At 68.5% G+C, this 23,766-nt stretch carries 24 protein-coding genes; 16 read left to right on the top strand and 8 right to left on the bottom strand.

Annotation, left to right across the window (positions count from 1 at the left end; all coding sequences use genetic code 11):
- Nucleotides 1-9: 9 nt before the first annotated feature.
- Nucleotides 10-441 (top strand): organic hydroperoxide resistance protein, encoded by a 432-nt coding sequence (locus AC0662_RS09945; protein ID WP_478299747.1) that lies wholly within the window; start codon nucleotides 10-12, stop codon nucleotides 439-441.
- Between the two features lie 4 nt (nucleotides 442-445).
- Here AC0662_RS09945 and AC0662_RS09940 read toward each other — a convergent pair whose 3' ends face one another.
- The 5 genes from AC0662_RS09940 to AC0662_RS09920 all read right to left on the bottom strand — a co-directional run bounded on the left by AC0662_RS09940 (nucleotide 446) and on the right by AC0662_RS09920 (nucleotide 4,945).
- A complete protein-coding gene (locus AC0662_RS09940; protein WP_452203574.1) occupies nucleotides 446-1,270 on the bottom strand; it encodes a helix-turn-helix domain-containing protein in 825 nt (274 codons plus the stop codon).
- Nucleotides 1,271-1,369: 99 nt separating this feature from the next.
- Nucleotides 1,370-2,467 (bottom strand): flavin-containing monooxygenase, encoded by a 1,098-nt coding sequence (locus tag AC0662_RS09935; RefSeq protein WP_478299745.1) that lies wholly within the window; start codon nucleotides 2,465-2,467, stop codon nucleotides 1,370-1,372.
- Nucleotides 2,468-2,539: 72 nt separating this feature from the next.
- Nucleotides 2,540-4,108 (bottom strand): LuxR C-terminal-related transcriptional regulator, encoded by a 1,569-nt coding sequence (locus tag AC0662_RS09930; protein ID WP_478299744.1) that lies wholly within the window; start codon nucleotides 4,106-4,108, stop codon nucleotides 2,540-2,542.
- Nucleotides 4,109-4,121: 13 nt separating this feature from the next.
- Nucleotides 4,122-4,652 carry a YbaK/EbsC family protein gene (locus tag AC0662_RS09925; RefSeq protein WP_452203569.1) on the bottom strand — a complete coding sequence of 177 codons (531 nt, stop codon included), beginning with the start codon at nucleotides 4,650-4,652 and terminating at the stop codon, nucleotides 4,122-4,124.
- On the bottom strand, nucleotides 4,649-4,945 hold the full coding sequence (locus AC0662_RS09920; RefSeq protein WP_452203570.1) for a GNAT family N-acetyltransferase: 297 nt from the start codon (nucleotides 4,943-4,945) through the stop codon (nucleotides 4,649-4,651). Before AC0662_RS09920 ends, AC0662_RS09925 begins: the two co-directional genes overlap by 4 nt.
- Before the next feature lie 91 nt (nucleotides 4,946-5,036).
- Here AC0662_RS09920 and AC0662_RS09915 point away from each other — a divergent pair, with 91 nt between their 5' ends.
- The 6 genes from AC0662_RS09915 (at nucleotide 5,037) to AC0662_RS09890 (ending at nucleotide 11,944) form a co-directional block, all read left to right on the top strand.
- The gene (locus tag AC0662_RS09915) at nucleotides 5,037-6,566 is read left to right on the top strand and encodes an MFS transporter (protein ID WP_478299741.1); all 1,530 of its coding nucleotides are present in this window, start codon (nucleotides 5,037-5,039) and stop codon (nucleotides 6,564-6,566) included.
- A gap of 95 nt (nucleotides 6,567-6,661) precedes the next feature.
- A complete protein-coding gene (locus AC0662_RS09910; protein ID WP_478299739.1) occupies nucleotides 6,662-8,149 on the top strand; it encodes a cobyric acid synthase in 1,488 nt (495 codons plus the stop codon).
- A complete protein-coding gene (locus AC0662_RS09905; protein ID WP_478299737.1) occupies nucleotides 8,146-8,709 on the top strand; it encodes a DinB family protein in 564 nt (187 codons plus the stop codon). Before AC0662_RS09910 ends, AC0662_RS09905 begins: the two co-directional genes overlap by 4 nt.
- On the top strand, nucleotides 8,702-9,610 hold the full coding sequence (gene sigJ / locus AC0662_RS09900; RefSeq protein ID WP_452204429.1) for an RNA polymerase sigma factor SigJ: 909 nt from the start codon (nucleotides 8,702-8,704) through the stop codon (nucleotides 9,608-9,610). The genes AC0662_RS09905 and sigJ overlap by 8 nt, the downstream gene beginning before the upstream one ends.
- A 39-nt stretch (nucleotides 9,611-9,649) precedes the next feature.
- Complete coding sequence (locus AC0662_RS09895; protein WP_478299735.1) at nucleotides 9,650-10,771, top strand: CaiB/BaiF CoA transferase family protein; 1,122 nt, start codon at nucleotides 9,650-9,652, stop codon at nucleotides 10,769-10,771.
- A gap of 30 nt (nucleotides 10,772-10,801) precedes the next feature.
- Nucleotides 10,802-11,944, top strand: coding sequence for an acyl-CoA dehydrogenase family protein (locus tag AC0662_RS09890; RefSeq protein WP_478299733.1), 1,143 nt, complete (start codon nucleotides 10,802-10,804; stop codon nucleotides 11,942-11,944).
- A gap of 238 nt (nucleotides 11,945-12,182) precedes the next feature.
- Here the strand turns inward: AC0662_RS09890 and AC0662_RS09885 are convergent, their stop codons facing one another.
- The gene (locus AC0662_RS09885; protein ID WP_478299731.1) at nucleotides 12,183-12,869 is read right to left on the bottom strand and encodes a GAF and ANTAR domain-containing protein; all 687 of its coding nucleotides are present in this window, start codon (nucleotides 12,867-12,869) and stop codon (nucleotides 12,183-12,185) included.
- Between the two features lie 29 nt (nucleotides 12,870-12,898).
- The gene (locus AC0662_RS09880; RefSeq protein ID WP_478299729.1) at nucleotides 12,899-13,864 is read right to left on the bottom strand and encodes a GAF and ANTAR domain-containing protein; all 966 of its coding nucleotides are present in this window, start codon (nucleotides 13,862-13,864) and stop codon (nucleotides 12,899-12,901) included.
- Between the two features lie 274 nt (nucleotides 13,865-14,138).
- On the opposite strand from AC0662_RS09880, the gene AC0662_RS09875 reads away from it, so the two are divergent.
- From AC0662_RS09875 to AC0662_RS09860, 4 genes are all read left to right on the top strand, one after another.
- Nucleotides 14,139-14,735, top strand: coding sequence for a sulfite oxidase-like oxidoreductase (locus AC0662_RS09875; protein WP_478299727.1), 597 nt, complete (start codon nucleotides 14,139-14,141; stop codon nucleotides 14,733-14,735).
- Nucleotides 14,705-15,463: a ferredoxin reductase gene (locus tag AC0662_RS09870; RefSeq protein ID WP_478299725.1), complete on the top strand. Its 759-nt coding sequence runs from the start codon at nucleotides 14,705-14,707 to the stop codon at nucleotides 15,461-15,463. Before AC0662_RS09875 ends, AC0662_RS09870 begins: the two co-directional genes overlap by 31 nt.
- On the top strand, nucleotides 15,460-15,744 hold the full coding sequence (locus AC0662_RS09865) for a DUF6510 family protein (RefSeq protein ID WP_478299723.1): 285 nt from the start codon (nucleotides 15,460-15,462) through the stop codon (nucleotides 15,742-15,744). The genes AC0662_RS09870 and AC0662_RS09865 overlap by 4 nt, the downstream gene beginning before the upstream one ends.
- A gap of 95 nt (nucleotides 15,745-15,839) precedes the next feature.
- On the top strand, nucleotides 15,840-16,067 hold the full coding sequence (locus AC0662_RS09860) for a hypothetical protein (RefSeq protein ID WP_478299721.1): 228 nt from the start codon (nucleotides 15,840-15,842) through the stop codon (nucleotides 16,065-16,067).
- A gap of 38 nt (nucleotides 16,068-16,105) precedes the next feature.
- Here AC0662_RS09860 and AC0662_RS09855 read toward each other — a convergent pair whose 3' ends face one another.
- Nucleotides 16,106-16,837 carry a MerR family transcriptional regulator gene (locus AC0662_RS09855; protein ID WP_452204437.1) on the bottom strand — a complete coding sequence of 244 codons (732 nt, stop codon included), beginning with the start codon at nucleotides 16,835-16,837 and terminating at the stop codon, nucleotides 16,106-16,108.
- A gap of 61 nt (nucleotides 16,838-16,898) precedes the next feature.
- Here AC0662_RS09855 and AC0662_RS09850 point away from each other — a divergent pair, with 61 nt between their 5' ends.
- From AC0662_RS09850 to AC0662_RS09830, 5 genes are all read left to right on the top strand, one after another.
- Nucleotides 16,899-18,119, top strand: a complete 1,221-nt coding sequence (locus AC0662_RS09850) for an acetyl-CoA C-acetyltransferase (RefSeq protein WP_478299719.1) — start codon at nucleotides 16,899-16,901, stop codon at nucleotides 18,117-18,119.
- Nucleotides 18,120-18,124: 5 nt separating this feature from the next.
- Nucleotides 18,125-20,260 carry a 3-hydroxyacyl-CoA dehydrogenase NAD-binding domain-containing protein gene (locus tag AC0662_RS09845; RefSeq protein WP_478300211.1) on the top strand — a complete coding sequence of 712 codons (2,136 nt, stop codon included), beginning with the start codon at nucleotides 18,125-18,127 and terminating at the stop codon, nucleotides 20,258-20,260.
- Nucleotides 20,261-20,509: 249 nt separating this feature from the next.
- The gene (locus AC0662_RS09840) at nucleotides 20,510-21,793 is read left to right on the top strand and encodes an ABC transporter substrate-binding protein (protein ID WP_478299717.1); all 1,284 of its coding nucleotides are present in this window, start codon (nucleotides 20,510-20,512) and stop codon (nucleotides 21,791-21,793) included.
- The gene (locus AC0662_RS09835) at nucleotides 21,790-22,758 is read left to right on the top strand and encodes a carbohydrate ABC transporter permease (protein WP_452204440.1); all 969 of its coding nucleotides are present in this window, start codon (nucleotides 21,790-21,792) and stop codon (nucleotides 22,756-22,758) included. Before AC0662_RS09840 ends, AC0662_RS09835 begins: the two co-directional genes overlap by 4 nt.
- Nucleotides 22,758-23,642: a carbohydrate ABC transporter permease gene (locus AC0662_RS09830; protein ID WP_452204441.1), complete on the top strand. Its 885-nt coding sequence runs from the start codon at nucleotides 22,758-22,760 to the stop codon at nucleotides 23,640-23,642. The genes AC0662_RS09835 and AC0662_RS09830 overlap by 1 nt, the downstream gene beginning before the upstream one ends.
- Nucleotides 23,643-23,766 lie beyond the last annotated feature (124 nt).

Raw genomic sequence — 23,766 nt, 5'->3', positions numbered from 1 at the left:
AAACCAGCTATGACGATCGCTGTTGAGAAGGTTCTGTACACCGCCCGCGCCACCGCCGACGGCGGCCGTGACGGCAAGGTCGCCACGAGCGACGGCAAGCTCGACGTCGTGGTCGCGCCGCCGGCCGAGATGGGTGGCACCGGCAACGGCACCAACCCCGAGCAGTTGTTCGCGGCCGGTTACGCGGCCTGCTTCCACAGTGCGCTGAAGGTCGTGGCACGCAAGGCCCGTCTGGACGTTGAGGGTTCGACGGTGACCGCGGAGGTCGGCATCGGCCCGATCAATGGCGGCGCCGGCTACGGCCTCGAGGTCGCGCTGGTCGTCAGCCTGCTCGGCCTGGAGCGTCCGGTCGCCGAGGACCTCGTCGCCAAGGCCCACGAGGTCTGCCCGTACTCGAACGCCACCCGCGGCAACATCAAGGTCGACCTCAAGGTCGCTTAACAACTCAGAGCTGCGCGAGGGCCTCTTTCAGGAGGCCCTCGGTCGCGGACACCGGCGCCGCCGAGATCGTCAGGCCTTCCATGATCGCGACGTACTCGTCGACCTCTTCGAGCTTGTCCAGGTACAGCGCGCTCGCGGCGTGCTCGATGTAGACGATGTCCGGCAGGTCGTCGTCCGGGAACCGCAGCAGGCTGAACGCGCCGCCCGCTCCGGCGTACCCGACGCTGCTGAACGGCATCACCTGCAAGGTGATGTTCGGCTGCTGCGACCACATGATCAAATGCTCGATCTGCGCCTGTAGTACGCGCTTTCCACCGACCGGCCGGTGCAGGACCGACTCGTCGATGACCACCCAGAGCCGGGCCGGGTTCGCCCGGGTCAGGATCTGCTGCCGGGTGACCCGGAGCTCGACCCGCTGGTCGACTTCCTGGTTCTCCAGGAACGGCTGCTTCCCGAGCTGGACCATCGCCCGCGCGTACTCCTCGGTCTGCAGCAGACCGGGCACGAACATCACCTCGTACGTGCGGATCAGCGCCGCGGCGACCTCGAGACCGACGTAGTTCGCGAACCAGCTCGGCATCACGTCGCCGTACCGGGACCACCAGCCCGGGTTGTTGGCGGCCCGGGCCAGCTCCATCAACCGGTCGCGTTCCGGGTCGTCGTCCATGCCGTAGAGCTCGAGCAGATCGCTGACATCGCGTTCCTTGAACCCGACCCGGCCGAGCTCCATCCTGCTGACCTTGGACTCCGACGCCCGGATCTGCCAGCCCGCGTCGGCACGACTGATCCCGGCGGACTCACGCATCCGCCGCAGCTGCCCACCGAGCATGATCCGGAGCGCGGTCGGCCCACCATCGCCGCCACTCACCGTGCTCTGCTCACTCACCCTGATCCACGCCCAGCCACGCACCCATTTCAGCCCGGGATGCTACCGCCTGTCCACGGGTATCGCGCGATCGGCACTCCGGGGAGTGAGATGGCCCACGTGTCTGACGAGGAAGCGAGCGTCCCGGTCGACGCCCTGGACGGCCGCCGAGGCGATCGCGTACTGGAAGTCCAGCCCGAGGAAGTACAGCCCGGGTACGTCGCTCGACACGCCCCGCTCGTGGCGCGGACGACCGTTCTCGTCGAACACCGGCAGGTCGATCCAACTGTGGTCCGGATCGGAACCCGTGCACCACACCACCGACCGCACGTCGTCGAGTACGTCGCCCTCCGCGGTCACCGGCCAGCCGTCGCGCACGCCCTCGATCCGCCCGATCCGTTCGATGCCGGCCGCGTCGAGATGCTCGAGTTTGTTCCGCGTCAACGGCAGCCCGTTCCGAACCGCGTTGGCGATCGCCTTGCGGCCCATCGGCGTACGTCTGGTGAGGACGTACTTGAACAGGAACATCACGACCGGGGTGAAGAGGTGCCCGACGGTCGAGTCGATGTCGACCGGCACCTGGCCCGGGTGCCTGCCGGCGAGCAAGGTCTTGTGCGTGCCGACGGCTTCCAGTGCGATATCGGTTCCAGAGTTGGCCGCACCAACGATTAGCACCGTCCCGTCCGCAAGCTGATCGGTGTTCCGGTAGTCCAGCGAGTGCACTTGCCGGATCGAGGGATCGAGCTCGCCGGCGAACGCGGGCCGGCGCGCGACGCTGTGCATCCCGGCCGCCACGACGACTTGCTCGGCGCGCCAGTCGCCGGCGGTCGTCTCCACCACGAACCCGTCGTCGTCGCGCGCCAACCGGGTCACGTGTACGCCGGTGCGCACGGGCAGCTCGTGATGAGCCGCGTACTGCTCGAGGTAGTCCGCCATCTCGTCGCGGTTCGGGCAGTCCCGGGTGCCGATCCGGAGCCCCGGCAGACTCGAGTACCGCGGCCGGCTGAACAGCCGCAATGAGTCGTAGCGCACGCGCCAGCAGTCGCCGATCCGCTCGTGTCCGTCGAGGATCACGAAGTCCGCACCGGCTTGTCGCAGGTAGTACCCGATCGCGAGCCCGGCCTGCCCGGCTCCGATCACCACAGTCCCGACCATGTCCATAGCTCTCAAGTTAGGACCGGGAGCCGCCGCGGCACATCAACCATTCACGCCGACCGTGGCCGGAGCGTGTGGTCATTTCTGCGTATTGACGCCGTGCTGGAGCGCCCACGCGGTCGCCGCGGATCGGCTGGAGACGCGTAGCTTCCCGAAGATGTTACTGACGTGGCGAGCAACGGTCCGCTCACTGAGGAACAGTTCGTCGGCAATCGCGCGGTTGGTGGCCCCGGTCGCGAGCACACGCAGTACTTCGACCTCTCGCGGTGTGAGCCCGGTGCCGTTGAAGGGCCGTGCGAGCTGGTCCAGTGCGGTCAGTTGCTCGATCGCGCCGAGCCGTTCGAACACGGTTCGCGCGCCGTCGAGCTCCATCTGCTCGGCGTCGTGGTCACCGAGCGCCCGGCAGGCCTGACTCACCAACAGTCGCGTCTGCGCACCTTCGAACGGCATCTCGAGCCGCTGCCACAGCGTCCACGCCCGGCGCAGCGACGGGATCGCACTCTGCGGATCACCACACGCGATCCGTGCCGCGCCCTCGCAGTACGCCGCCAAGGCCTGCAGGTACGGCGAATCCGCGCGAGCCAGCTCGTTCAACTCGGCAGCTGCCTTCCGTGCCGTCTCGCGATCGCTCGACCGGACCGCGAGCTCGACGCGGGCCGCGAGCAGCAGTGGCCGGTTCGCCGCCAACGCGTCCTCGGCCAGCGCCCGCTCGAGACCCGCGATCGCCACATCCACCCGGCCCTGCCACGCTCGCAGCAGCGCGAGCCCGGGCTGGACATCCATCCCGTCGGCCGCCGCCTCGAGGTACGCGCGCTCCGCGGCGGCGTACCGGCCACGTTGCCGCTCGACCTCCGCGAGCCGGTACCACGCCGAGCCGACAGTGCCCGCCGACAACCTGCGGCAGGCCTCCTCGGCCACGTCGGCCGCAGCCGACCAGGCGCCGCGGAGCTGCAGGATCTGCGCGCGGTGCACCAGGCACGCGCCGCGGTACGGGACCAGGCCGGACTGCTGGTCGCACCAGCCGGTCAGCGCCTTCGTCCATTCCTGGGCGCGGCGGAAGTCGTACAGGTTCATGCACACGGCGATCACCGAGCAGTACGCCATCCCGGCGACCTCGGGACCGACCTGACTGGCCGTGACGTGGACCATCGCCTCGTCGAGCGCCTTGAGGGCCTCGGCGCCGCGGCCGAGCATCACGAGGCAGTTCCCGCGGCCGAGCGCGGCCAGCACGATCGCGTCCGGCTCCTCCGCCCACCCCATGTTCTGCTCGAACAAGGGCAGCGCGGTCGCGGCATCACCGGAGTTCATCAGCAACGCAGCGCCGGCCATCGCGACGAGCCCACTGAGTTGTGGACTGCCGTCCGGGATCAGCCGCTCGATCCGCGCCTGCCAGCCCGCCGCTCGGGCGAGCTCGCCGCGCTGCTGGAGGTGGAACCCGAGCCAGAAGCCGCTGCGGATCGCCGCCACCACGTCACCCTGCGCGAGATGCTCGGCATGCGCCCGTTCGCGGTACGCCGCGACCTCGTCGTCGTGACCGAGGACGAAGGCGGCGACCGCGAGCCGGTCCAGATCCGCGGGCGGCAGCGGGGCGCGCCGGTCGGCCGCCGTCAGCTCGGCGTACTCAGCGGGCCAATCGTGTTGCTCCATCCCCGGTCACCGTTCAGTGTTGCGCCAGATCCAGCACCGTTGCGGTCGGCAACTTGGCGAGCTCGGCGCCGTCCAGCAGCACCTTCGAGCCGCGGATGCCGCTACCGATCACCACTGGACCGGCCTGGACGACCGCATCGTCGACCAGCACCGGCCAGTCCGCGGGCAGGCCGATGGGCGTGATCCCGCCGTACTCCATGCCGGTCGTGCTGACCGCGTCATCCTGGGCGGCGAACGAGATCTTCCGTACTCCGAGGTGCTTGCGGATCACGCCGTTCACATCCGCCCGGTCGGTCGCGAGCACCAGCACCGCGGCGTACGACTCCTCGCCGGCTCGCTTGCCGAGCACGATCACACAGTTCGCCGAGGCCGCCATCGGTACGTCGTACTCCGCGCAGAACGCCGCGGTGTCGGCCAGCTCCGCGTCGATCGGGGCCGCGTACGCCGGCAGCTCACCGAGCGCGTCCCGCGTCGGCGCGGCGAGCAACTCGGGTACGTCGGCGGCCGGCTGCCAGTCGAGTTTGCCCATCACCGGCGCGGTCACTTGGGCAGCCCCACGAGGTCGGCGTACTCGGTGTGCTCCTCGAGGAAGCTCTGGTAGAACGGGCAAGCCGGCTTCACCCGCAGCCCGAGGGCGCGCGCGTCGTCGAGGGACTTCGTGGCGATCGTCCCGGCCACGCCACGGCCGCGGAAGTCCGGCAGCGTCTCGGCGTGCAGGAAGCTGATGACACCCGGGTGCAACCGGTAGTCGACGAAGCCCATCAGGTTGCCGTCGGCGTCGTGCGCCTCGTAGCGGCTGCGCTCCTTGGCGTCCACCACGGTGATCTCGTTCTCCATGCCCGCAACTGTAGCCACCGTGACCGAGGGTTTGCGGATCGTCACCCGTGGGGTACGGGCTTTGAAGGCCCAGGTTGTGGGAGGAGCACGGATGAGCGAGCACGCGTTGGAGCACGGCAAGGCGATGCGGAGTCTGGTACCGGCCCGGATGGACCGATTGCCGTGGACCCGGTTCCACTGGATGATCGTCGTCGGTCTGGGCGTCTCCTGGATCCTCGACGGCCTCGAGATCCAGCTCGTCTCGCTGGTCGGGAACGTCCTCAAGGAGCCCGAGACACTGCACCTGACCACCTCCGAGGTCGGCCTGATGGCGTCAATCTATCTGGCCGGTGAAGTGGTCGGCGCGCTGGTGTTCGGGCGGCTCACCGACCGGCTCGGGCGCCGCAGTCTGTTCATCGTCACGCTGCTGATCTACCTGATCGCGTCCGGCGCCGCCGGTCTGTCCTGGGACCTCGGATCGCTGCTGGTGTTCCGGTTCATCGCCGGAATGGGTATCGGCGGTGAGTACGCCGCGATCAACTCCGCGATCGACGAGCTGATCCCGTCCCGGTACCGCGGACGCGTCGACATCGGCGTGAACGGCACCTACTGGGGCGGTGCGCTGATCGGTTCCGCGGTCGGGCTGGTGTTCCTGGACAAGGACATCGTCCCGATCGAGTGGGGCTGGCGGCTGTGCTTCCTGATCGGCCCGGTGATGGGGCTGTTCATCATCTACCTGCGCCGGCACATCCCGGAGAGCCCGCGCTGGCTGATGACGCACGGCCGGGTCAAGGAGGCCGAGCGCACCGTCGACGACATCGAGGCGACGGTCCGGCGCCAGGGCGGCGAGCTGCGGGACGTCACCGACGACGAGGCGATCGAGGTGGTCGACTACCCGCCGGTGACGTACCGCGAGATCGCCCGGGTGATGCTGCGCGACTACCGCAGCCGCTCGTTCCTCGGCTTCTCGATGATGGTCACGCAGGCGTTCCTCTACAACGCGATCTTCTTCACCTACGCGCTGGTCCTGAAGTCGTACTTCGGCCTGAACGACTCCAGCGTCGCGCTCTACTTCTTCCCGTTCGCGATCGGCAACCTGGCCGGTCCGCTGCTGCTCGGTCACCTGTTCGACACCATCGGCCGACGGAAGATGATCCTCGGTACCTACGCGCTGTCGGCGGTCGTGCTGTTCATCACCGCGCTGCTGTTCAACGCCGGCGTACTGAACGCTGCGTCGCTGACCGGGTTGTGGTGCGTGGTGTTCTTCTTCGCCTCGGCCGGCGCCTCCTCGGCGTACCTGACGGTGAGCGAGATCTTCCCGATCGAGCTGCGCGGGCAGGCGATCTCGTTCTTCTTCGCGATCTCGCAGTTGACCGGTGGCGTGATCGCGCCGTTCCTGTTCGCCTCGCTGATCGGCAGCGGCGACAACCCGGCGCGCGGGCCGCTGACCGTCGGATACATCGTCGGCGCGGCCGTGATGCTGGCCGGCGGGCTGATCGCCTGGTTCTTCGGGGTCGACGCCGAGGGCAAGTCACTGGAGAACATCGCGACCCCGCTGTCCGCGAAGACCGGCGCCACCCGTTTCCAGGGCACGACGCCCCGGATCCCGAGCACCGATCGGCCTTCCGACCGCGAACCCTGAGAGGGGGTCTGAGGACCCTGCGCCTACTACGCGGCACTCGACGGGCACCTGCTCGCTACGGCGCAGGGTCCTCAGACCCCCTCTAAGATGTCCGAGTGGGTTCGCTGCTGATCGCCGGTACGACGTCCGACGCCGGGAAGACGACCGTCGTCACGGGGCTGTGCCGGTGGCTGGCGCGCCAGGGTGTGCGAGTGGCGCCGTACAAGGCGCAGAACATGTCGAACAACTCGATGGTCTGCGCGGACGGCACCGAGATCGGCCGCGCGCAGTGGATCCAGGCCGTTGCCGCGGGCGCCGAACCCGAGGCCGCGATGAACCCGGTGCTGCTCAAACCGGGCAGCGACCGCCGCAGTCACGTGGTGCTGATGGGCCGGCCGTGGGGCGAGCTGTCCGCGCGCGGGTTCCTGACCGAGCGTGCCGAGCTCGCCGCGGCGGCGTTCGCGGCGTACGACGATCTCGCGTCCCGGTACGACGTGGTGATCAGCGAGGGCGCGGGCAGTCCGACCGAGATCAACCTGCGGCAGTCCGACTACGTGAACATGGGCCTCGCGCAGCACACCAAGGCGCCGGTGGTCGTGGTCGGGGACATCGACCGCGGGGGAGTGTTCGCGTCGATGTTCGGCACCGTCGCGTTGCTCGACGCGGCCGACCAGGCGCTGATCAGCGGGTTCCTGGTGAACAAGTTCCGCGGTGACGCGTCGCTGCTGCAGCCGGGGATCGACATGCTCACGTCCGTCACCGGCCGGCCGACGTACGGCGTTCTGCCCTGGCTGCCCGATCTCTGGCTGGACTCCGAGGACGCGCTCGACATCCCGGTACGGCGTACCTCGCCGGGCGACCTGCTGACGATCGCGGTGGTGCGGTTCCCGCGGATCAGCAACTTCACCGACCTCGACGCGCTGGCGGTCGAGCCGACGAACAGCGTGTTCTTCACGACCAGCCCGGGCGAGGTCCGCGACGCCGACCTGGTGGTCCTGCCCGGCTCGCGCGCGACCAGCTCGGACCTGGACTGGCTACGCTCGCTCGGCCTCGCCGACGCGGTGTCGGCCCGGGTCGCCGAGGGACGGCCGGTCCTCGGGATCTGCGGCGGCTACCAGATGCTCGGCACGACGATCTCCGACCCACACGGCGTCGAAAGCAGCGTCGAACGCGGGGGCGGAGATGGCATCGAAGGCGGTGGCGAGCGGCGCGGTCTCGGGTTGTTGCCAGTCGCAACGACCTTCGCGCGGGAGAAGGCCCTGGCCCGTCCGGCGCCGACGGCGTACGAGATCCACCACGGCGTCGTAGACGTGATCGGACACGCGGACGAGTTCCCCGGCGGCTGTCGGGTCGCCAACACCTGGGGCACCATCTGGCACGGCCTCCTCGACGACGACACCGCCCGCCACGCGTTCCTTACCGAGGTAGCCACCCAGACCGGCACACCGGCCCCCGACGGCTCAGTCTCCTTCGCCGCCCTCCGCGAGTCCCGCCTGGACCGCCTCGCCGACCTGATCGAAGAACACGCCGACACCAAGGCCCTCCTCCAACTCATCGAATCCGGCGCCCCACCCACCTCCTTCATCCCCCCGGGAGCCCCGTGAAAACGGTCCTGCAGGAGTACCTCGAGTCGACCCGGGCGTTGATGCTCGCGAAGCTCGACGGGCTGAGTGAGTACGACCGGCGGCGTCCGCTGGTCGCCTCCGGTACGAACCTGCTCGGCTTGGTGAAGCACCTGACCGGCATCGAGTACGTGTACCTCGGCACCAGCGTGGGCCGCCCGCCGGCCGAAGTACTGCCGTGGGAAGCGGACGGTTCGGTATGGCAGGGCGCTGACCTGTGGGCGAAGCCGGAGGAGTCGACGGAGTACATCACCCGGCTGTATCGCGAGGCGTGCGCGCACAGCGATCTCTCGATCGCCGAGCTCGACCTCGAGCATCCGGCCGAGGTGCCGCACTGGCCCGAGGAGAAGCGCCGTACGACGTTCGGCGCGTTGCTGGTCCGGGTGGTCGACGAGACCGCACATCACGCCGGTCACGCGGACATCCTGCGGGAGCTGATCGACGGACAGGGCGGCAAGGACGCCGATCTGCTCGACGAGTCGGGCTGGTCGGAGTACTACGGAACGGTCCAGCGAGCTGCGGAGACGTTTCTGCGTGGATGAGTTCGAGCGGGTGCGGGGGCGGTTGTTCGGGATTGCTTACCGGATGACTGGTACGGCGACTGATGCCGAGGAGATTTTGCAGGACGCCTGGTTGCGGTGGCAGGACGCTGATCGGGACGCGGTGCGGGATCCGGATGCGTATCTGGCGAGGGTTGTCACGAACCTCTCGATCAAGGTGTTGACGTCGGCGCGGGCGCGGCGGGAGACGTACGTCGGGGAGTGGTTGCCTGAGCCGGTGCTGACCGGGCGGGCCGAGTTCGACGCGCTCGGTCCGTTGGAGATCGTGGCGGAGCGGGAGTCGGTGTCGTTCGCGTTGCTGCTCCTGCTCGAACGGTTGACCCCGGCCGAGCGGGCGGCGTACGTGCTGCACGAGGCCTTCGCCTACGGGTACCGCGAGGTCGCCGCGCTGATCGGGACGTCGGAGGCGAACGCGCGGCAGCTGGCGTCGCGGGCGGGGAAGAAGCTTGCGGGAGAGCCGCGCCAGGAGCAGCCTGTCGATCGGGCGGGTTGGCGGAAACTTGTCGAGCGGTTCCTCGCGGCCGCGCGGTTGGGTGAGGTCGAGGAGCTCGAGAAGCTGCTGGCCGCGGACGTGATGACCCGCGCCGACAGCGGCGGGAAGGTGTCCGCGGCGCGCAACCTGGTGGTCGGCCGCAACCGGGTCGCGCGGTACGTGACCGGGGCGCTGCAACGGTTCGGCGCCGGCATCGAGGCGTACCTCGCGGAGGCGAACGGCGAACCGGCACTGGTTGCCGTCGGCCCCGACGGCGTGGTCGCGATCTGCTTCATCGGAACCGGCCCGGAGGGCGTGACCGACCTGCAGTTCGTGATGAACCCGGACAAGCTGGCGTTCGCCGCCACCCAGTTGTCACGGCTCCCGGGACCAACCGACTCCGAAACCTGACTTGACGACTGTGACAGTGGCACTGTCACAATAGCCGTCATGGGTCCACTCGCGGGCATCAAGGTGGTCGAGCTGGCCGGGATCGGGTCGGCGCCGTTCGGGTGCATGCTGCTCGCCGAGCTCGGCGCCGACGTGCTTCGCATCGATCGCCCCGGCGGCGGCATCTCGCTCGGCCCGCCCGAGCTCGACCTGGTGAACCGCGGCCGCCGCAGCGCCGCCCTGGACCTCAAGCAGCCCGCTGCCGTCGATGTCGTACGCCGGCTTGTCGCGCAGGCCGACGTACTGGTCGAGGGGTTCCGGCCGGGGGTAGCGGAGCGGCTCGGGCTGGGGCCGGAGGACTGTCACGCGGTCAACCCGCGACTGGTCTACGGGCGGATGACGGGCTGGGGTCAGGACGGCCCGCTCGCGCAGGCCGCCGGACACGACATCGACTACCTCGCCCTGTCCGGCGCGCTGCATCTCATCGGCCGGGAAGGTGGCCCGCCGCAGGTCCCGGCGAACCTGCTCGGTGACTTCGCGGGTGGATCGCTCTACCTCGTGATCGGCGTACTCGCGGCCCTGCACGAGGCACAGCGCAACGGGCGGGGGCAGGTGGTGGACGCGGCGATCGTGGACGGTTCGGCGCACCTGACGACGATGCTGCTCGGAGCGCTCGCGGCCGGATCCTGGCGGCAGGAGCGCGGGACGAACCTTCTCGACACGGGAGCGCCCTTCTACGACGTGTACGAAACGGCCGATCGCCAGTACGTCGCGGTCGGGGCGCTCGAGCCGCAGTTCTACGCCGAGCTGATCGACAAGCTCGGTCTCAACGCACCGGACCGCAACGACCCGGCGCAGTGGCCGGAGCTGCGGAAGGTCCTGACCGAGACGTTCCGGCAACGCACCCAAGCCGAGTGGACCGAGCTCTTCGACGGGTCCGACGCCTGCGTCACGCCGGTCCTCCCGCTCGCCGCCGACCACCCGCACCTCACGGCCCGCGGCACCTTCGTGGAGCACCACGGTGTCCGGCAGGCAGCTCCGGCGCCGCGCTTCGACCGTACGCCGACCAGCCTGGACCGGCCGCCCGCGCGACCGGGGGAGCACACCCGCGAGGCCCTGACCGACTGGGGCATCACCGACATCGACGACCTGCTGGAGTCCGGCGCCGCCGTGCAGCTCTGAGACCAGTCCTTAATCGAGAGAAGGCCGCCTGTGGAACGTCAGCTGTTCGAGCCCGATCACGACTCCTTCCGGGAGACCGCGCGCGCCTTCTGCGAGAAGGAGATCGTCCCGCACCACGACAGCTGGGAGGAGGCCGGCATCGTCCCCCGTGAGCTGTGGCGGGCCGCCGGCACCGCGGGCCTGCTCGGCTTCATGATGCCGGAGGAGTACGGCGGCGGTGGGGCGCGCGACTTCCGGTTCAACACCGTGCTGATCGAGGAGCTCACCAGGGTCCGCGCCAGCGGGGTCGGGTTCACCATCCACACCGACATCAACTCGGCGTACCTGCTGGACTATGCGACGGCGGAGCAGAAGCAGCGCTGGTTGCCGGCGTTCTGCTCGGGCGAGACGATCACCGCGATCGCGATGACCGAGCCCGGGGCCGGCAGCGACCTGCAGGGCATCCAGACCACGGCGCGGCGCGACGGCGACCACTACGTGCTGAACGGCCAGAAGACGTTCATCTCGAACGGGATCCTCGCCGACCTGGTGATCGTGGTGGCCAAGACCGACCCGGACGCGGGAGCGCAGGGGATCTCGCTGATCGTCGTCGAGCGCGGGATGCCCGGGTTCGAGCGCGGGCGGAACCTGGACAAGATCGGGCTGAAGGCACAGGACACCGCGGAGCTGTTCTTCGACGACGTCCGGGTGCCGGTGGCGAACCTGCTCGGCGAAGAAGGCAAAGGTTTCGTCTATCTGATGGAGAAGTTGCCGCAGGAGCGCCTGACCATCGCGGTCGTCGCCGCAGCTGCGTGCGAGAACATGCTCGACGACACGTTGCGCTACGTGAAGGACCGGAAGGCCTTCGGCCGCCCGATCGGCTCGTTCCAGAACAGCCGGTTCGTCCTGGCCGAGATCGCCACCGAGACCCAGATCGCGCGGGTCTTCGTCGACCGCTGCATCCAGGAGCTGAACGCCGGCACCTTGACCGTGGCCGAGGCCGCGATGGCGAAGTGGTGGACGACCGAGCTGCAGAAGAAGGTCGTCGATCGGTGCCTTCAGTTGCATGGTGGCTACGGGTTCATGACGGAGTACCCGATCGCGAAGGCCTACCTGGACACCAGGATCCAGACCATCTACGGCGGCACCACGGAGATCATGAAGGAGATCATCGGCCGGACGCTGGGGGTGTAGTCGCAGGAGGTAGACGCAGGGGAACCGCCGCTCGGTGCGCACACGCGCTATGCCGTTGCGACGGGTCCTGCGCCTGACCACCAGCCAGGCGGTGCGAGCGTCCTGGGCTGGTATCACCGTGTGCCGTGCCCAACCCCTCCAAGCGGCGCGGCACACCTGGCGCCGGGGTCTTGGGCATGCCCGAACAGGCTCGCTCAGCGTAGACCGCCGAGCGGCTGAGCGCCACAGGTCGGGCCGCTCAGTTCGGGACCAGCGTCAGACGGCCTTGGACGACATCGTCCGCGACCGCGGTCAGGTGGCGGTTGTTGGCCCGCGCGTACGACCGCAGAATGCCGAACGCCGCCTGAACATCGATGTCCAGGCTGTGGCTGAGGAACCCCTTCGCCTGCTCGATCAGGATCCGGCTGTTCAGAGCGTACTGGAGCTGCTCGGTGACGATCTCCTGGCGGGCCAGCGCACGCTGGTGCACGATGCCGATGGTGGCCGCGTCAGCCAGCGCCTGCCCCAGGGCCACGGTGTCGGCATCCAGCTGGCCGGTGGACGTGCTCAAGAGATTCACCGCACCGAGCACGGTGTCGCGCAGCCGCATCGGCAGTGCCTGCACCGAGAGGTAGCCGGCGCCGACAGCGGCGGCGGTGAAGCGCGGCCAGCGGTCGCGGGCGTCCCGCAGATCCGGATGCTGCACCTGGCGGCCGGTGCGGAACGCGTCCAGACACGGGCCCTCGAGGTTCTGCAGCTGGGTGAGCTCGACCAGCCGGGCCTCTTCGGTGGAGGCCGCGACCAGGTTCAGGGCACCGTGGTGATCCGCGAGCAGGATGCCGCACGCCGACACCTCCAGGACCTCGCTGCAGTGTCCCGCGAGCCGGTCCAGGAACTCGATGACGTCGAAGTCGTCGACGAGGGTGTCCGACAGTTCGATGAACACTTCGCGCACTCTACGGTTAGATATACTCATCAGTCCTCCTCCTGCTCTTGCTCGGGGTCTATCGGACGCGGCCCGTTCCGTGGTGGGTCACCGTCGGGAGCGCGGTCGTGGTTCAGGTGCAGGCGGTCGGCCATCACGTCGACAGCGACCGCGTGCAATGACAGACCATTGCTGTAGGCGTAGGCGCGCAGCCTGGCCAGCGCGTCGGTGACACTGATGCGCTGCTGGGAGGCGAGCCGGCCGGCAGCTTGGTGGACCTCGGCCCGGCGAGCGCTGAAGGCAGCCTCGATCACCTCGTCCAGATCCGCGTTGATGCCCTGGTGATGGTCGAGGGCGAGCACGAACACGGCGTCGGCGAACACCAGCCCGTCGGCCAATTGCTCAGCCTGCAGCGGTCCCGGTTCCCGGCGGTACACGGTGAGGACGCCGACCTTGGCCGCTCCGGCGGCGACCGGGAACGCGAAGACGCCACGGATGCCCCGATCCGCACCCGCCGCTGCGAACGCGGGCCATCGCCGACCGGCCTCGGCCCCGGACAGGTCCGGTTCGAGCACCGGTGCACCGGTCTCGACCGCCGTACTGCTCGGCCCGTCACCCAACTCGAACTGGAGCTCGTCCAATTCGCTGATCGCCGGATCGGTGGCGAACACCGGCTCCGGCAATCCGTATCCGCGCGTCATCGCGAGCCCGGCGCCTGCCGCGGAGAGCGCCTGGCCGCAGGCCAACACGGCGTGCGCCAAGGACGGGGCCGGACCATCGCCGTCGCCGACGGACCTGATCGCCCCCCAGACTCGCGCGCTGCGTTCGTGATCCACCCAATCCGTCCAGACTCGAACCGCCGCCGGGCGGAAGGTCCACTCCAGCGGCCGGATCGTCGAAGCAATGCTCATCGCGTCGCGCGCCATCCAGTAGTCGCTGTGCCGCGGCTTCAGGCCAGGGCGCTTGATCCGCCGGTCTCGCCGCTGACGACCGGTACCCGACGCTGCGATCTTCACTCGTCGGCCACCGGATCCTTGAGCGGCGGCACCTCCCCTTCGGAGACAAGTGCACTCACGCCGTGGGATCGGGACGCTGCAGTCCGTTTGTCGGTGGCGGTGGACCGTACTGCGTACCACTGGCTCACCAGGGCTCCTCCCGGACACGTCGCGATGCGCGAGCCGTGGTCCGGGGCAGCGCGTACCTATCACTGTAGTCCTGTTGGCGGACCGCTGCTCTCCCGGCGCGCAGGGCGGCGTGATTGACTGCCTCCAGGAGCCGAGGGAGGTCGTCATGGGGATCGTGTCGCCAGGTTTCAAGGGCCGGCGCGGGGGTGGTGCACAGCTGCCACCCGGGCAGTACCTGACGCGGGAGTTCCCGGTGCTGTCGGCCGGGCCGACGCCGCACATCCTGACCGACCACTGGGAGTTCACGGTCACGACGGAGACCGGGGAGAGGTACACCTGGGACTGGGCGGCGCTGATGGCGTTGCCCGCCGAGGAGATCACCAAGGACATCCACTGTGTGACGCGGTGGTCCAAGCTGGAGACGACGTGGAAGGGCGTCCCGCTCGACGCGCTGCTCGCGGACGTCGAAACCGGCGCGGACTTCGCGATGGCGCACAGCTACGGCGGCTACACCACGAACGTGCCGCTCGACGACCTGCTCGACGGGCAGTCCTGGATCGCCTACGAGTACGACGGCGAACCGCTCGATCCAGAGCACGGTGGACCCGCACGGCTGCTCGTCCCGCACCTCTACCTCTGGAAGAGCGCAAAATGGGTCCGCGGCCTCGTGTTGTCCGACACCGAGGACCTCGGCTTCTGGGAGACCGCCGGCTACCACGAGTACGGAGACCCATGGAAAGAACAGCGATACGCGGGCGACTGACGGCGCGGAGGTCATGGCAGGTCGCCACGGTCGCCGTCGTACGCCGGGAGACCGCGACCGCCCGAACGATCGTGCTCGACGTCCCGGACTGGCCGGGGCATCTCGCCGGGCAGCACCTCGACGTGCGGCTGACCGCGGACGACGGATACCAGGCGTCGCGGTCGTACTCGATCGCGTCGGCGTGGAACGGGGCGACGATCGAGTTGACCGTCGAGCAGGTGCCGGACGGCGAGGTGTCGCCGTACCTCGTCGAGGTGCTGCGAGCCGGGGATCCGCTGGAGATCCGGGGACCGGTCGGCGGATGGTTCGTGTGGAAGCCCGAGCAGGAAGGCCCGGTGCAGCTGATCGGCGGTGGTTCGGGCATCGTGCCGTTGCGGGCGATGCTGCGGGCAGCGGACGGGTCCGGGACACGCATGCGGTTGTTGTACTCGGTGCGGCGGCCGGAGTCCGTGATCTACGTCGGTGATCTGAAGGAGCTGGCCGCGTCGGACGACGTCGACGTACGGCTGGTGTACACCCGCGAGGCGCCGGCCGGGGAGCCTCGGGTCGGGCGGATCGACGCGGACCTGCTCGAGCGGTACGCGTTCAGGCCCGACGAGGGCGCGACGACGTACGTGTGCGGACCGACACCGTTCGTGGAGACGGTGGCGGACCTGCTGGTGGCGGCCGGTCACGACCCGGCGAGGGTGAGAACCGAGCGGTTCGGACCGACTGGAGGCCGGCCATGAGCGATCCGGAATACCTGGACGGCAATGCCGCCGCGGGGGCGTTGAGCGAGGTGTTCGCCGTCGACATCACCACGGCGGTCACGCGGTGCGCGGAGTGCGGCCGGACCGGGATGTTCGCGGACGCACGCCTGTACGTCGATGCCCCTGGCATGGTGGCGCGATGCACAGGCTGCGAAGGCGTACTCCTGCGAGTGGTGAGCACCCCGAACGACACCTACCTCGACCTTCGCGGCCTCACCTACCTGCGGATCCCGGGCAGCCCAGCATCTTCAGGACACTAGTGTTCAACAGCCCTCGGGCGTAGGGTCCGAGCTGTGGACGTGCCCCGGACCCAGGCGCTGAACGTGCTGTTCCGGCGAGGGGTTGGCGGGTCGCGATGACATCGGAGTATCTGGATCGCTTGGCGCGCTCGGATCCTTTGGATCTGTGGGAGTCCGGAGAACTGGCGGAGGCGCTCGTCGAGATCGATGATCTCGTCGCCGCGCGCCGACAGCCGGTCGGCGAGGCGAGGGTTCTCAGCATCCGGCTCGCAATCTACCGGCGCCGGCTGAACACCGAACTGAGCCGACGCGCCACCCTCGGTCCGGGTGCCGGCCCGATCTAGGGCGTGTCCCGCCTGGGCGAGGCAGTGCGGACCAGCAGTCAGTGCCGTTTGCTCCGGGTCCGGCGGACCGTGTCGCGCTGGGTCTCGCCGACGGCGCGCTCGTAGGCCAGGACGAGACCCTGGATCGTGACCGGCTTGAACCGCTCGATCAACCGCTGGGTGTGTTCCGGCGGGCCCCCGGAGTCGCGGTAGTGCGGCCAGACCTTGGTACGGAACACCTCGGTCAGTTCCTCGGCGATGGCGCGGCCGTGTTCGGTGAAGATGCGACCGGCGGCCAGCACCGCCTCGACGGGCAGATCGAGGTCGAGCAGTTCGACGCCGAGGCTGAGATGCGCGGTCGCCACCTGGAACACGTCCTCGTCCGGCGTCGGTTCGACGACGCCGAGCGCGACCAGCATCTCGATGTCGTCGTCGGTCAACTCGCGGCCGGTACGCCGGACCAGCGCCGCCCGATCGAGGGTTTCGGGCAGGTCTCGCATCCACGGCGTGAGCAGCGTCCGGTGCAGTGCGATGTCCTGTGGTGTCGCGTCGGACGGGATCCGCTCCAGATAGCCCTCGATGGCTTGCAGCGTGAACCCGTGGGCCTGCAGTTCACGGACCAGATCGAGTCGAGCGATGTGCTCCGGACCGTAGTAGCCGATCCGGCCGCGCCGGATCGGCGGCGGGATCAGCCCGCGGCCCGCGTAGAACCGCAACGTGCGTACCGTCATGCCGACCCGCGCTGACAGCTCGTCCACCGTCAACGTCGCGTCCCCCGCCACCTCGGACATGGCGGAGATCATAACCAGTCCCCTTGACGATTGTGACAGCAGTACTGTCACAATCGAGCGCATGACCAGCGAAGCCTTCCTGTACGACGCGATTCGCACACCGCGGGGCAAGGGCAAGCCGGCCGGCGCGCTGCACGAGGTCAAGCCGATCCAGCTGATCACCGGCCTGCTGCGGGAGCTGCGCACCCGCCATCCCGGCCTGGATCCGGCGACCATCGACGACGTCGTTCTCGGCGTGGTGACCCCGATCGGCGACCAGGGCATGGACATCGCGCGGACCGCCGTCCTGGTGGCCGGCTACCCCGAGACGACCGGAGGGGTGCAGCTCAACCGCTTCTGCGCGTCGGGCCTGGAAGCGGTCAACCAGGCGGCGCAGCGGGTCCGGTCCGGCTGGGAGGACTTCATCCTGGCCGGCGGCGTCGAGTCGATGTCCCGGGTGAAGATGGGGTCCGACGGCGGCGCCTGGGCGATGGATCCGGAGACCGCGCTGCAGACCGGCTTCATCCCGCAGGGCATCAGTGCCGACCTGATCGCCACGATCGACGGCTTCTCCCGGACCGACGTCGACGCGTACGCCGCCGAGTCGCACGCCCGGGCGGCGAAGGCCTGGGCGAACGGGTACTTCGCGCGTTCCGTCGTACCGGTGGTCGATCGCAACGGATTGCGGATCCTGGACCACGACCAGTTGGTGCGCCCCGGGACGTCGGTGGAGACGCTGTCCGGGCTGCCGCTGTCGTTCGCCGCGATCGGGGAGCACGGTGGGTTCGACTCGGTCGCCCTGGAGAAGTACCTGACGATCGAGCGGATCGAGCACGTGCACCACGCGGGCAACTCGTCGGGCATCGTCGACGGCGCCGCCCTGGTTGCTATCGGCAACGAGAAGGCCGGCGAGGCGCTCGGTCAGGCGCCGCGCGGCCGGGTGATCTCCGTCGGTGTCAGCGGCGCCGACCCGACGATCATGCTGACCGGCCCGGCGCCGGCCGCCCGGAAGGCGCTGGCCAAGGCTGGGCTCGAGGCCGACGACATCGACCTGTTCGAGATGAACGAGGCGTTCGCGGCCGCGGTCATGCACTTCATGAAGGATCTCGGAGTACCGCACGAGAAGGTGAACGTGAACGGCGGCGCGATCGCGCTCGGCCACCCGCTCGGGGCGACCGGCGCGATGCTGATCGGAACCCTGCTGGACGAGCTGGAGCGACGCGAGCTCCGCTACGGACTGGCCACCCTGTGCGTCGGCGGCGGGATGGGCGTCGCGACGATCATCGAGAGGCTTTCGGCATGACGAGCATGATCGAGTGGCAGAACGACGCCGGAGTCGTCACCCTGACGCTGAACGACCCGTCCGCGTCCGCGAACACCATGAACGACGCGTACGTCGAGGCGATGGGCCGGACCGTCGAGCGCCTGGTCGCCGAGAAGGCCTTGATCAAGGGCGTGATCGTGACGTCCGCGAAGTCGACGTTCTTCGCCGGCGGGAACCTGCAGCAGCTGTCGCAGATCCAGCCCTCGGACGCGGCGCAGGTGTTCGAGACCATCGAGGAGGTTAAGCGTCAGCTGCGCGCTCTGGAGACCCTGGGCGTGCCGGTCGTGGCCGCGATCAACGGGTCTGCGCTCGGCGGTGGACTGGAGATCGCGCTCGCCTGTCACCACCGGATCGTTGCCGACGACAACCGGATCGAGCTCGGCGTCCCGGAGGTGACGCTCGGCCTGCTGCCCGGCGGTGGGGGAGTGACCCGCACGGTGCGCATGCTCGGCCTGCAGGACGCGCTGATGAAGGTGCTGCTCCAGGGCCGGCGGATGAAGCCTGCGCACGCGGTGTCGGTCGGAATCGTCGACGAGGTCGTCGCTGCCGACCAACTCCTCGATGCGGCCCGGCGCTGGATCACGACGTACGACGGCGACGCCAAGCAGCCGTGGGACCGGGACGGGTACAAGATCCCCGGCGGTACGCCGTCCTCGCCGAAGCTGGCCGCGTTCCTGCCGGCCTTCCCGGCGAACCTGCGCAAGCAGCTGAAGGGCGCGCCGTACCCGGCGCCGCGGGCGATCATGAGCGCCGCGGTCGAGGGCAGTCAGGTCGACTTCGAGACGGCGTCCCGGATCGAGTCGCGGTACTTCGTCTCGCTCGCCACCGGCCAGATCGCGAAGAACATGATCCAGGCGTTCTTCTTCGACCTGCAGGCGATCAACGCGGGCGGTTCGCGGCCGGCCGACGTACCGTCCTGGCGCGCTCGCAAGGTGGGCGTGCTCGGGGCCGGGATGATGGGCGCGGGCATCGCGTATGTGTGTGCGAAGGCCGGTCTCGAGGTTGTGCTCAAAGATGTTTCCTTAGAGGCAGCTGCGCGCGGAAAGGAATACTCCGAGAAGCTGCTGGCGAAGCAGGTCGCGAAAGGCCGGAGTACGCCTGCCGACGTCGAGACGTTCCTCAGCAGGATTACGCCGACCAGCGACCCGAACGACCTCGCCGGCTGTGATCTGGTGATCGAGGCCGTCTTCGAGGACGTCGGGCTGAAGCAGAAGGTCTTCGCCGAGATCGCCGCCGTGGTCGAACCGGACGCGCTGCTCTGCTCGAACACCTCCACGTTGCCGATCAGCACCCTCGCCGAGGGCATCGACCGGCCGGACGACTTCATCGGCATGCACTTCTTCTCGCCGGTGGACCGGATGCCGCTGGTCGAGCTGATCGTCGGCGAGCAGACCGACGACCGGGCGATCGCCCGCGCGTACGACGTCGTACGGCAGATCAAGAAGACGCCGATCGTAGTCGGCGACAGCCGGGGGTTCTTCACGTCGCGGGTGTTCGGCACGCTCGTGATGGAGGGTGCCGCGATGGTCGCCGAGGGGGTCGACCCGGTGCTGATCGAACGGGCCGCGACCCAGGCCGGGTTCCCGGCGCCGCCGCTGGCGATGCTGGACGAGATCACGCTGACGCTGCCGCAGAAGATCCGGGACGCGGCCCGCGCGGCCGGCGAGAGCGCCGGCGCGTTCGACGAGCACCCCGGGATGGCGGTCGCGGACCGTCTCGTGAACGAGTTCGACCGTCGCGGGAAGGCGGCCGGCGCGGGGTTCTACGACTACCCGGCGGACGGGCCGAAGCGGCTGTGGCCCGGTCTTTGGGAGCACTTCGCGCAGCAGGGCGACGTACCGCTGATCGTCGTGCAGGAGCGGTTGCTGTTCGCGATGGCGCTGGAGACGGTGAAGTGCCTGGACGAGGGCGTGCTGCGCTCGGTTGCGGACGCGAACATCGGCTCGATCTTCGGCATCGGCTTCCCACCGCTGCACGGTGGTGCGTTGCAGTACGTCAACGCCTACGGGCTGAGCGCGTTCATCGACCGCGCGCGGGTGCTTGCCTCGACGTACGGCGACCGCTTCGAGCCGCCGGCACTGCTGGTCACGAAGGCGGCGGCAGGCGAGCTCTTCGGCTGATCACGAGGCGATATCAACTCCAGCAAACTCCACACATTCGAACAAAGAACAGCGCGTCCGGTCTTGCGCCGGGCGCGCTTTTGAGACATTGTTCTGGCACTTCTACAACGATTGACCTTGCGTCGAACGCTGTCGTTGTGTTGGACCCTGTTGTACCGTGTGCGAAATCGGAGATGCTTAACGTAGTTAAGTAACTCGGAACTCCTGGCGTCGTACCCCTGCGACGTCGCTCTCGGGAAGGTGGAATTCATGCCTGCTCATGTTCCGAACGCCGGATTGTCCCGGCGGGATCTGCTCAAGCGGACCGGTGGTCTGGCCGCGCTCGCCGCGCTGACCGCGGCCTGCGGCGGCAATACCGGCAGACCGTCGTCCAGCGGCGGCGGCGGAGGTTCGAAGGTCAACCTGTCGCAGTGGTACCACCAGTACGGCGAGACCGGGACCCAGCAGGCCGCGCAGAAGTACGCGAAGGCCTACACCGACGCGAACGTCTCGGTGCAGTGGACGCCGGGTGACTACGCCAGCAAGCTGTCGTCGGGTCTGCTGTCCAACAAGGGCCCGGACGTCTTCGAGAGCCAGCTGAACATCGGCATGGTGAAGAGCAACCAGGTGGTCGCGCTCGACGACATCATCGGCGACGTCAAGGACGACTTCCTGCCGGGCGACCTGGCCACGAACACCGTGGACGGCAAGATCTACGGCATCCGGATGATCATCGACCCGCAGGTCATCTACTACCGCAAGTCGCTGCTGGACAAGGCAGGCATCAAGCCGCCGGAGACCATCGACGACCTGATCGCCGCGTCCAAGGAGCTCACCACCAACAAGGTGAAGGGCATGTTCGTCGGCAACGACGGCGGCCTCGCGCTCGGCAGCCCGGCGCTCTGGGCGGCCGGCGGCGACCGGCTCACCGAGGACCACAAGCCCGGCTTCTCCGGTGAAGGCCCGGCCAAGATGTTCGGCAAGCTGCACGAGCTCTACGCCAGCAAGAGCATTCTGCTCGGCTCGCCGACCGACTGGACCGACCCGAGTGCGATCAACCAGGGCCTGTGCGCGATGCAGTGGATCGGCATGTGGGCGGTGCCGGGTATGCAGAAGGCGCTCGGCGACGACCTCGGCGTGATCCCGTTCCCGGCCCTCGACGCGTCGAACAAGCCGGCCGTGTACTCCGGCGGCTGGACGCAGTTCGTCTCTGCGAAGAGCCCGAATGTCGACGCGGCGAAGAAGTTCGTGAAGTGGCTGTGGATCGACCAGGCGGCCGACCAGGAGGACTGGTCACTGAGCTACGGCTTCCACATCCCACCGCGGAAGAGCGTCGCGGCGAAGGCGGAGAAGCTGCAGAAGGGCGTGGCGGCCGACACTGTGAAGCTGACCCAGGACTACGGCCACACCGACGACCCGGCCTGGACCCCGAAGATGGGTACGGCGTTCGGCGACATGCTGACGAACATCATCAAGAAGGGAGCCGACCCCGCCGCAGAAATCGCCAAGGCCGAGAAAACCGTCAACGACGAACTGTCGCGGTTGTTCGGATGAGTGCTCCGACGAAGACGTCCGACGGCCCCGCCACCGCTGGTGAGCGGCGGGGCCGATCGGCGAAAACCTCGCGGCAGAAGGGGATCGCCGGCACCACGTTGTGGTTCTGGGTGTTCGTCGGGCCGTTCGTGGTCGGTCTGCTGCTGTTCTCCTACCTGCCGATCATCTGGAGCCTGGTCCTCAGTTTCTTCGAGGCCTACAACACGGCGACGCCGTCGAAGTTCGTCGGGCTGCAGAACTACATCGACATGCTCACCGACCACAATTTCCTGTCCAGCCTCGGCACGTTCACGATCTTCGCGGTGTTCATCGTCCCGCTGACCTTCGTGCTCTCGCTGGTCCTGGCGTTGCTGGTCAACCAGGTGAAGATCGCGCGGGCGTTCTTCCGGTCGGTGTTCTTCCTGCCGACCGCGTGCTCGTACGTCGTCGCGTCGCTGATCTGGAAGCTGTCGATCTTCAACGGTGTCCGGTTCGGTCTCGCGAACACGGTGCTCGGCTGGTTCGGTATCGACAACATCGCGTGGCTCTCGACGGTCTCGCCGCCGTGGTACTGGCTGCCACTCGTCACGGTCCGGTTGTGGCTGCAGCTCGGGTTCTACATGATCCTGTTCATCGCGGGTCTGCAGCGGATCTCGCCGACCCTGTACGAGGCGGCGTACGTCGACGGGGCGAAGCCCGGGTGGCAGGTCTTCCGCTACATCACGCTCCCGCAGCTGCGGGCGACGTCGGTCGCGGTACTGATCCTGAACCTGATCGCGGCGTACCAGGCGTTCGACGAGTTCTACAACCTGGTCGGCAACGTGAACTACGCGCGGCCCCCGCTGGTCTACCTCTACGGCATCTCGCTCGGGTCCATCCAGGACCTCGGTCACGGATCGGCCGGTGCGCTGATCCTGGCAGTGATCATCATGCTCGTGACGCTGCTGCAGAGCCGGCTCTTCGGCTTCGGAAAGGCGGGCGACTGATGGCGGTCTCCGAACGTACGTCGGGCACTCCGCAGCCGATCGGTTTCCAGCAGACCTCGCTCGGCCGGGTCGGGACGGTACTGCGCTGGATCGCGCTGACCATCGCGGTCGTGCTGTTCCTGCTGCCGTTCTACCTGATCGTGCGGAACGCGCTGTCCACCGAGGCCGACATCACCGCGCCGACGTGGACGTTGTTCCCGTCGCATCTGCAATGGGGCAACATCAGCGAGCTGTTCAACGACACGACGGTGCCGATGGCGAGGGCGTTGTACAACTCCGCGGTGGTCGGGATCCTCGGCACCGCGGGACAGTTGCTGCTGGCATCGATGGCGGGGTACGGGCTGGCCCGGATCCCGTACAAGCACGCTGACAAGATCTTCTACGCGATCGTCGCGACCCTGATGATCCCGGGCGCGGTGACGTTCATCCCGTCCTTCATCGTCGTGTCGTCGCTCGGGTGGGTCTCGTCGCTGCGCGGCCTGATCATCCCGACACTGTTCAGCGGGTTCGCGGCGTTCCTGTTCCGGCAGTACTTCCTCGGGTTCCCTCGGGAGCTCGAGGAAGCAGCCCGGGTGGATGGCGCCGGGTATTTCGGGGTGTTCTGGCGGATCGTCGTACCGAACTCCCTGCCGTTCTTCGCGGCGCTGGCAGCGATCACGTTCATCGGCAACTGGAACTCGTTCCTGTGGCCGCTGGTGATCGGCCAGGACTCGTCGTCGTGGACGATCCAGGTGGCGATGTCGACGTTCATCACCGCACAAACCATCAACATCCACGAACTGTTCATGGCCGTCGCGGTGTCGATCCTGCCGCTGGTGCTCATCTTCGCCTTCCTCCAGCGCTACCTCATCCAGGGCGTCACCCAGTCCGGCATCAAGGACTGACCCCAGCCGGCGGGGAGTCCACCAGGCTCCCCGCCCACCACCACCCCACCCCGCCAGCCGGGGTGGGCGTTGGTGTTGGTGTTGAGCGGAGGGTCACATAACTGCGGCGGTGCCTCGGGGCGTT

The organism is Kribbella sp. NPDC043289 (assembly GCF_056436705.1).
This window is presented reverse-complemented; position numbering and strand designations above follow the sequence as displayed.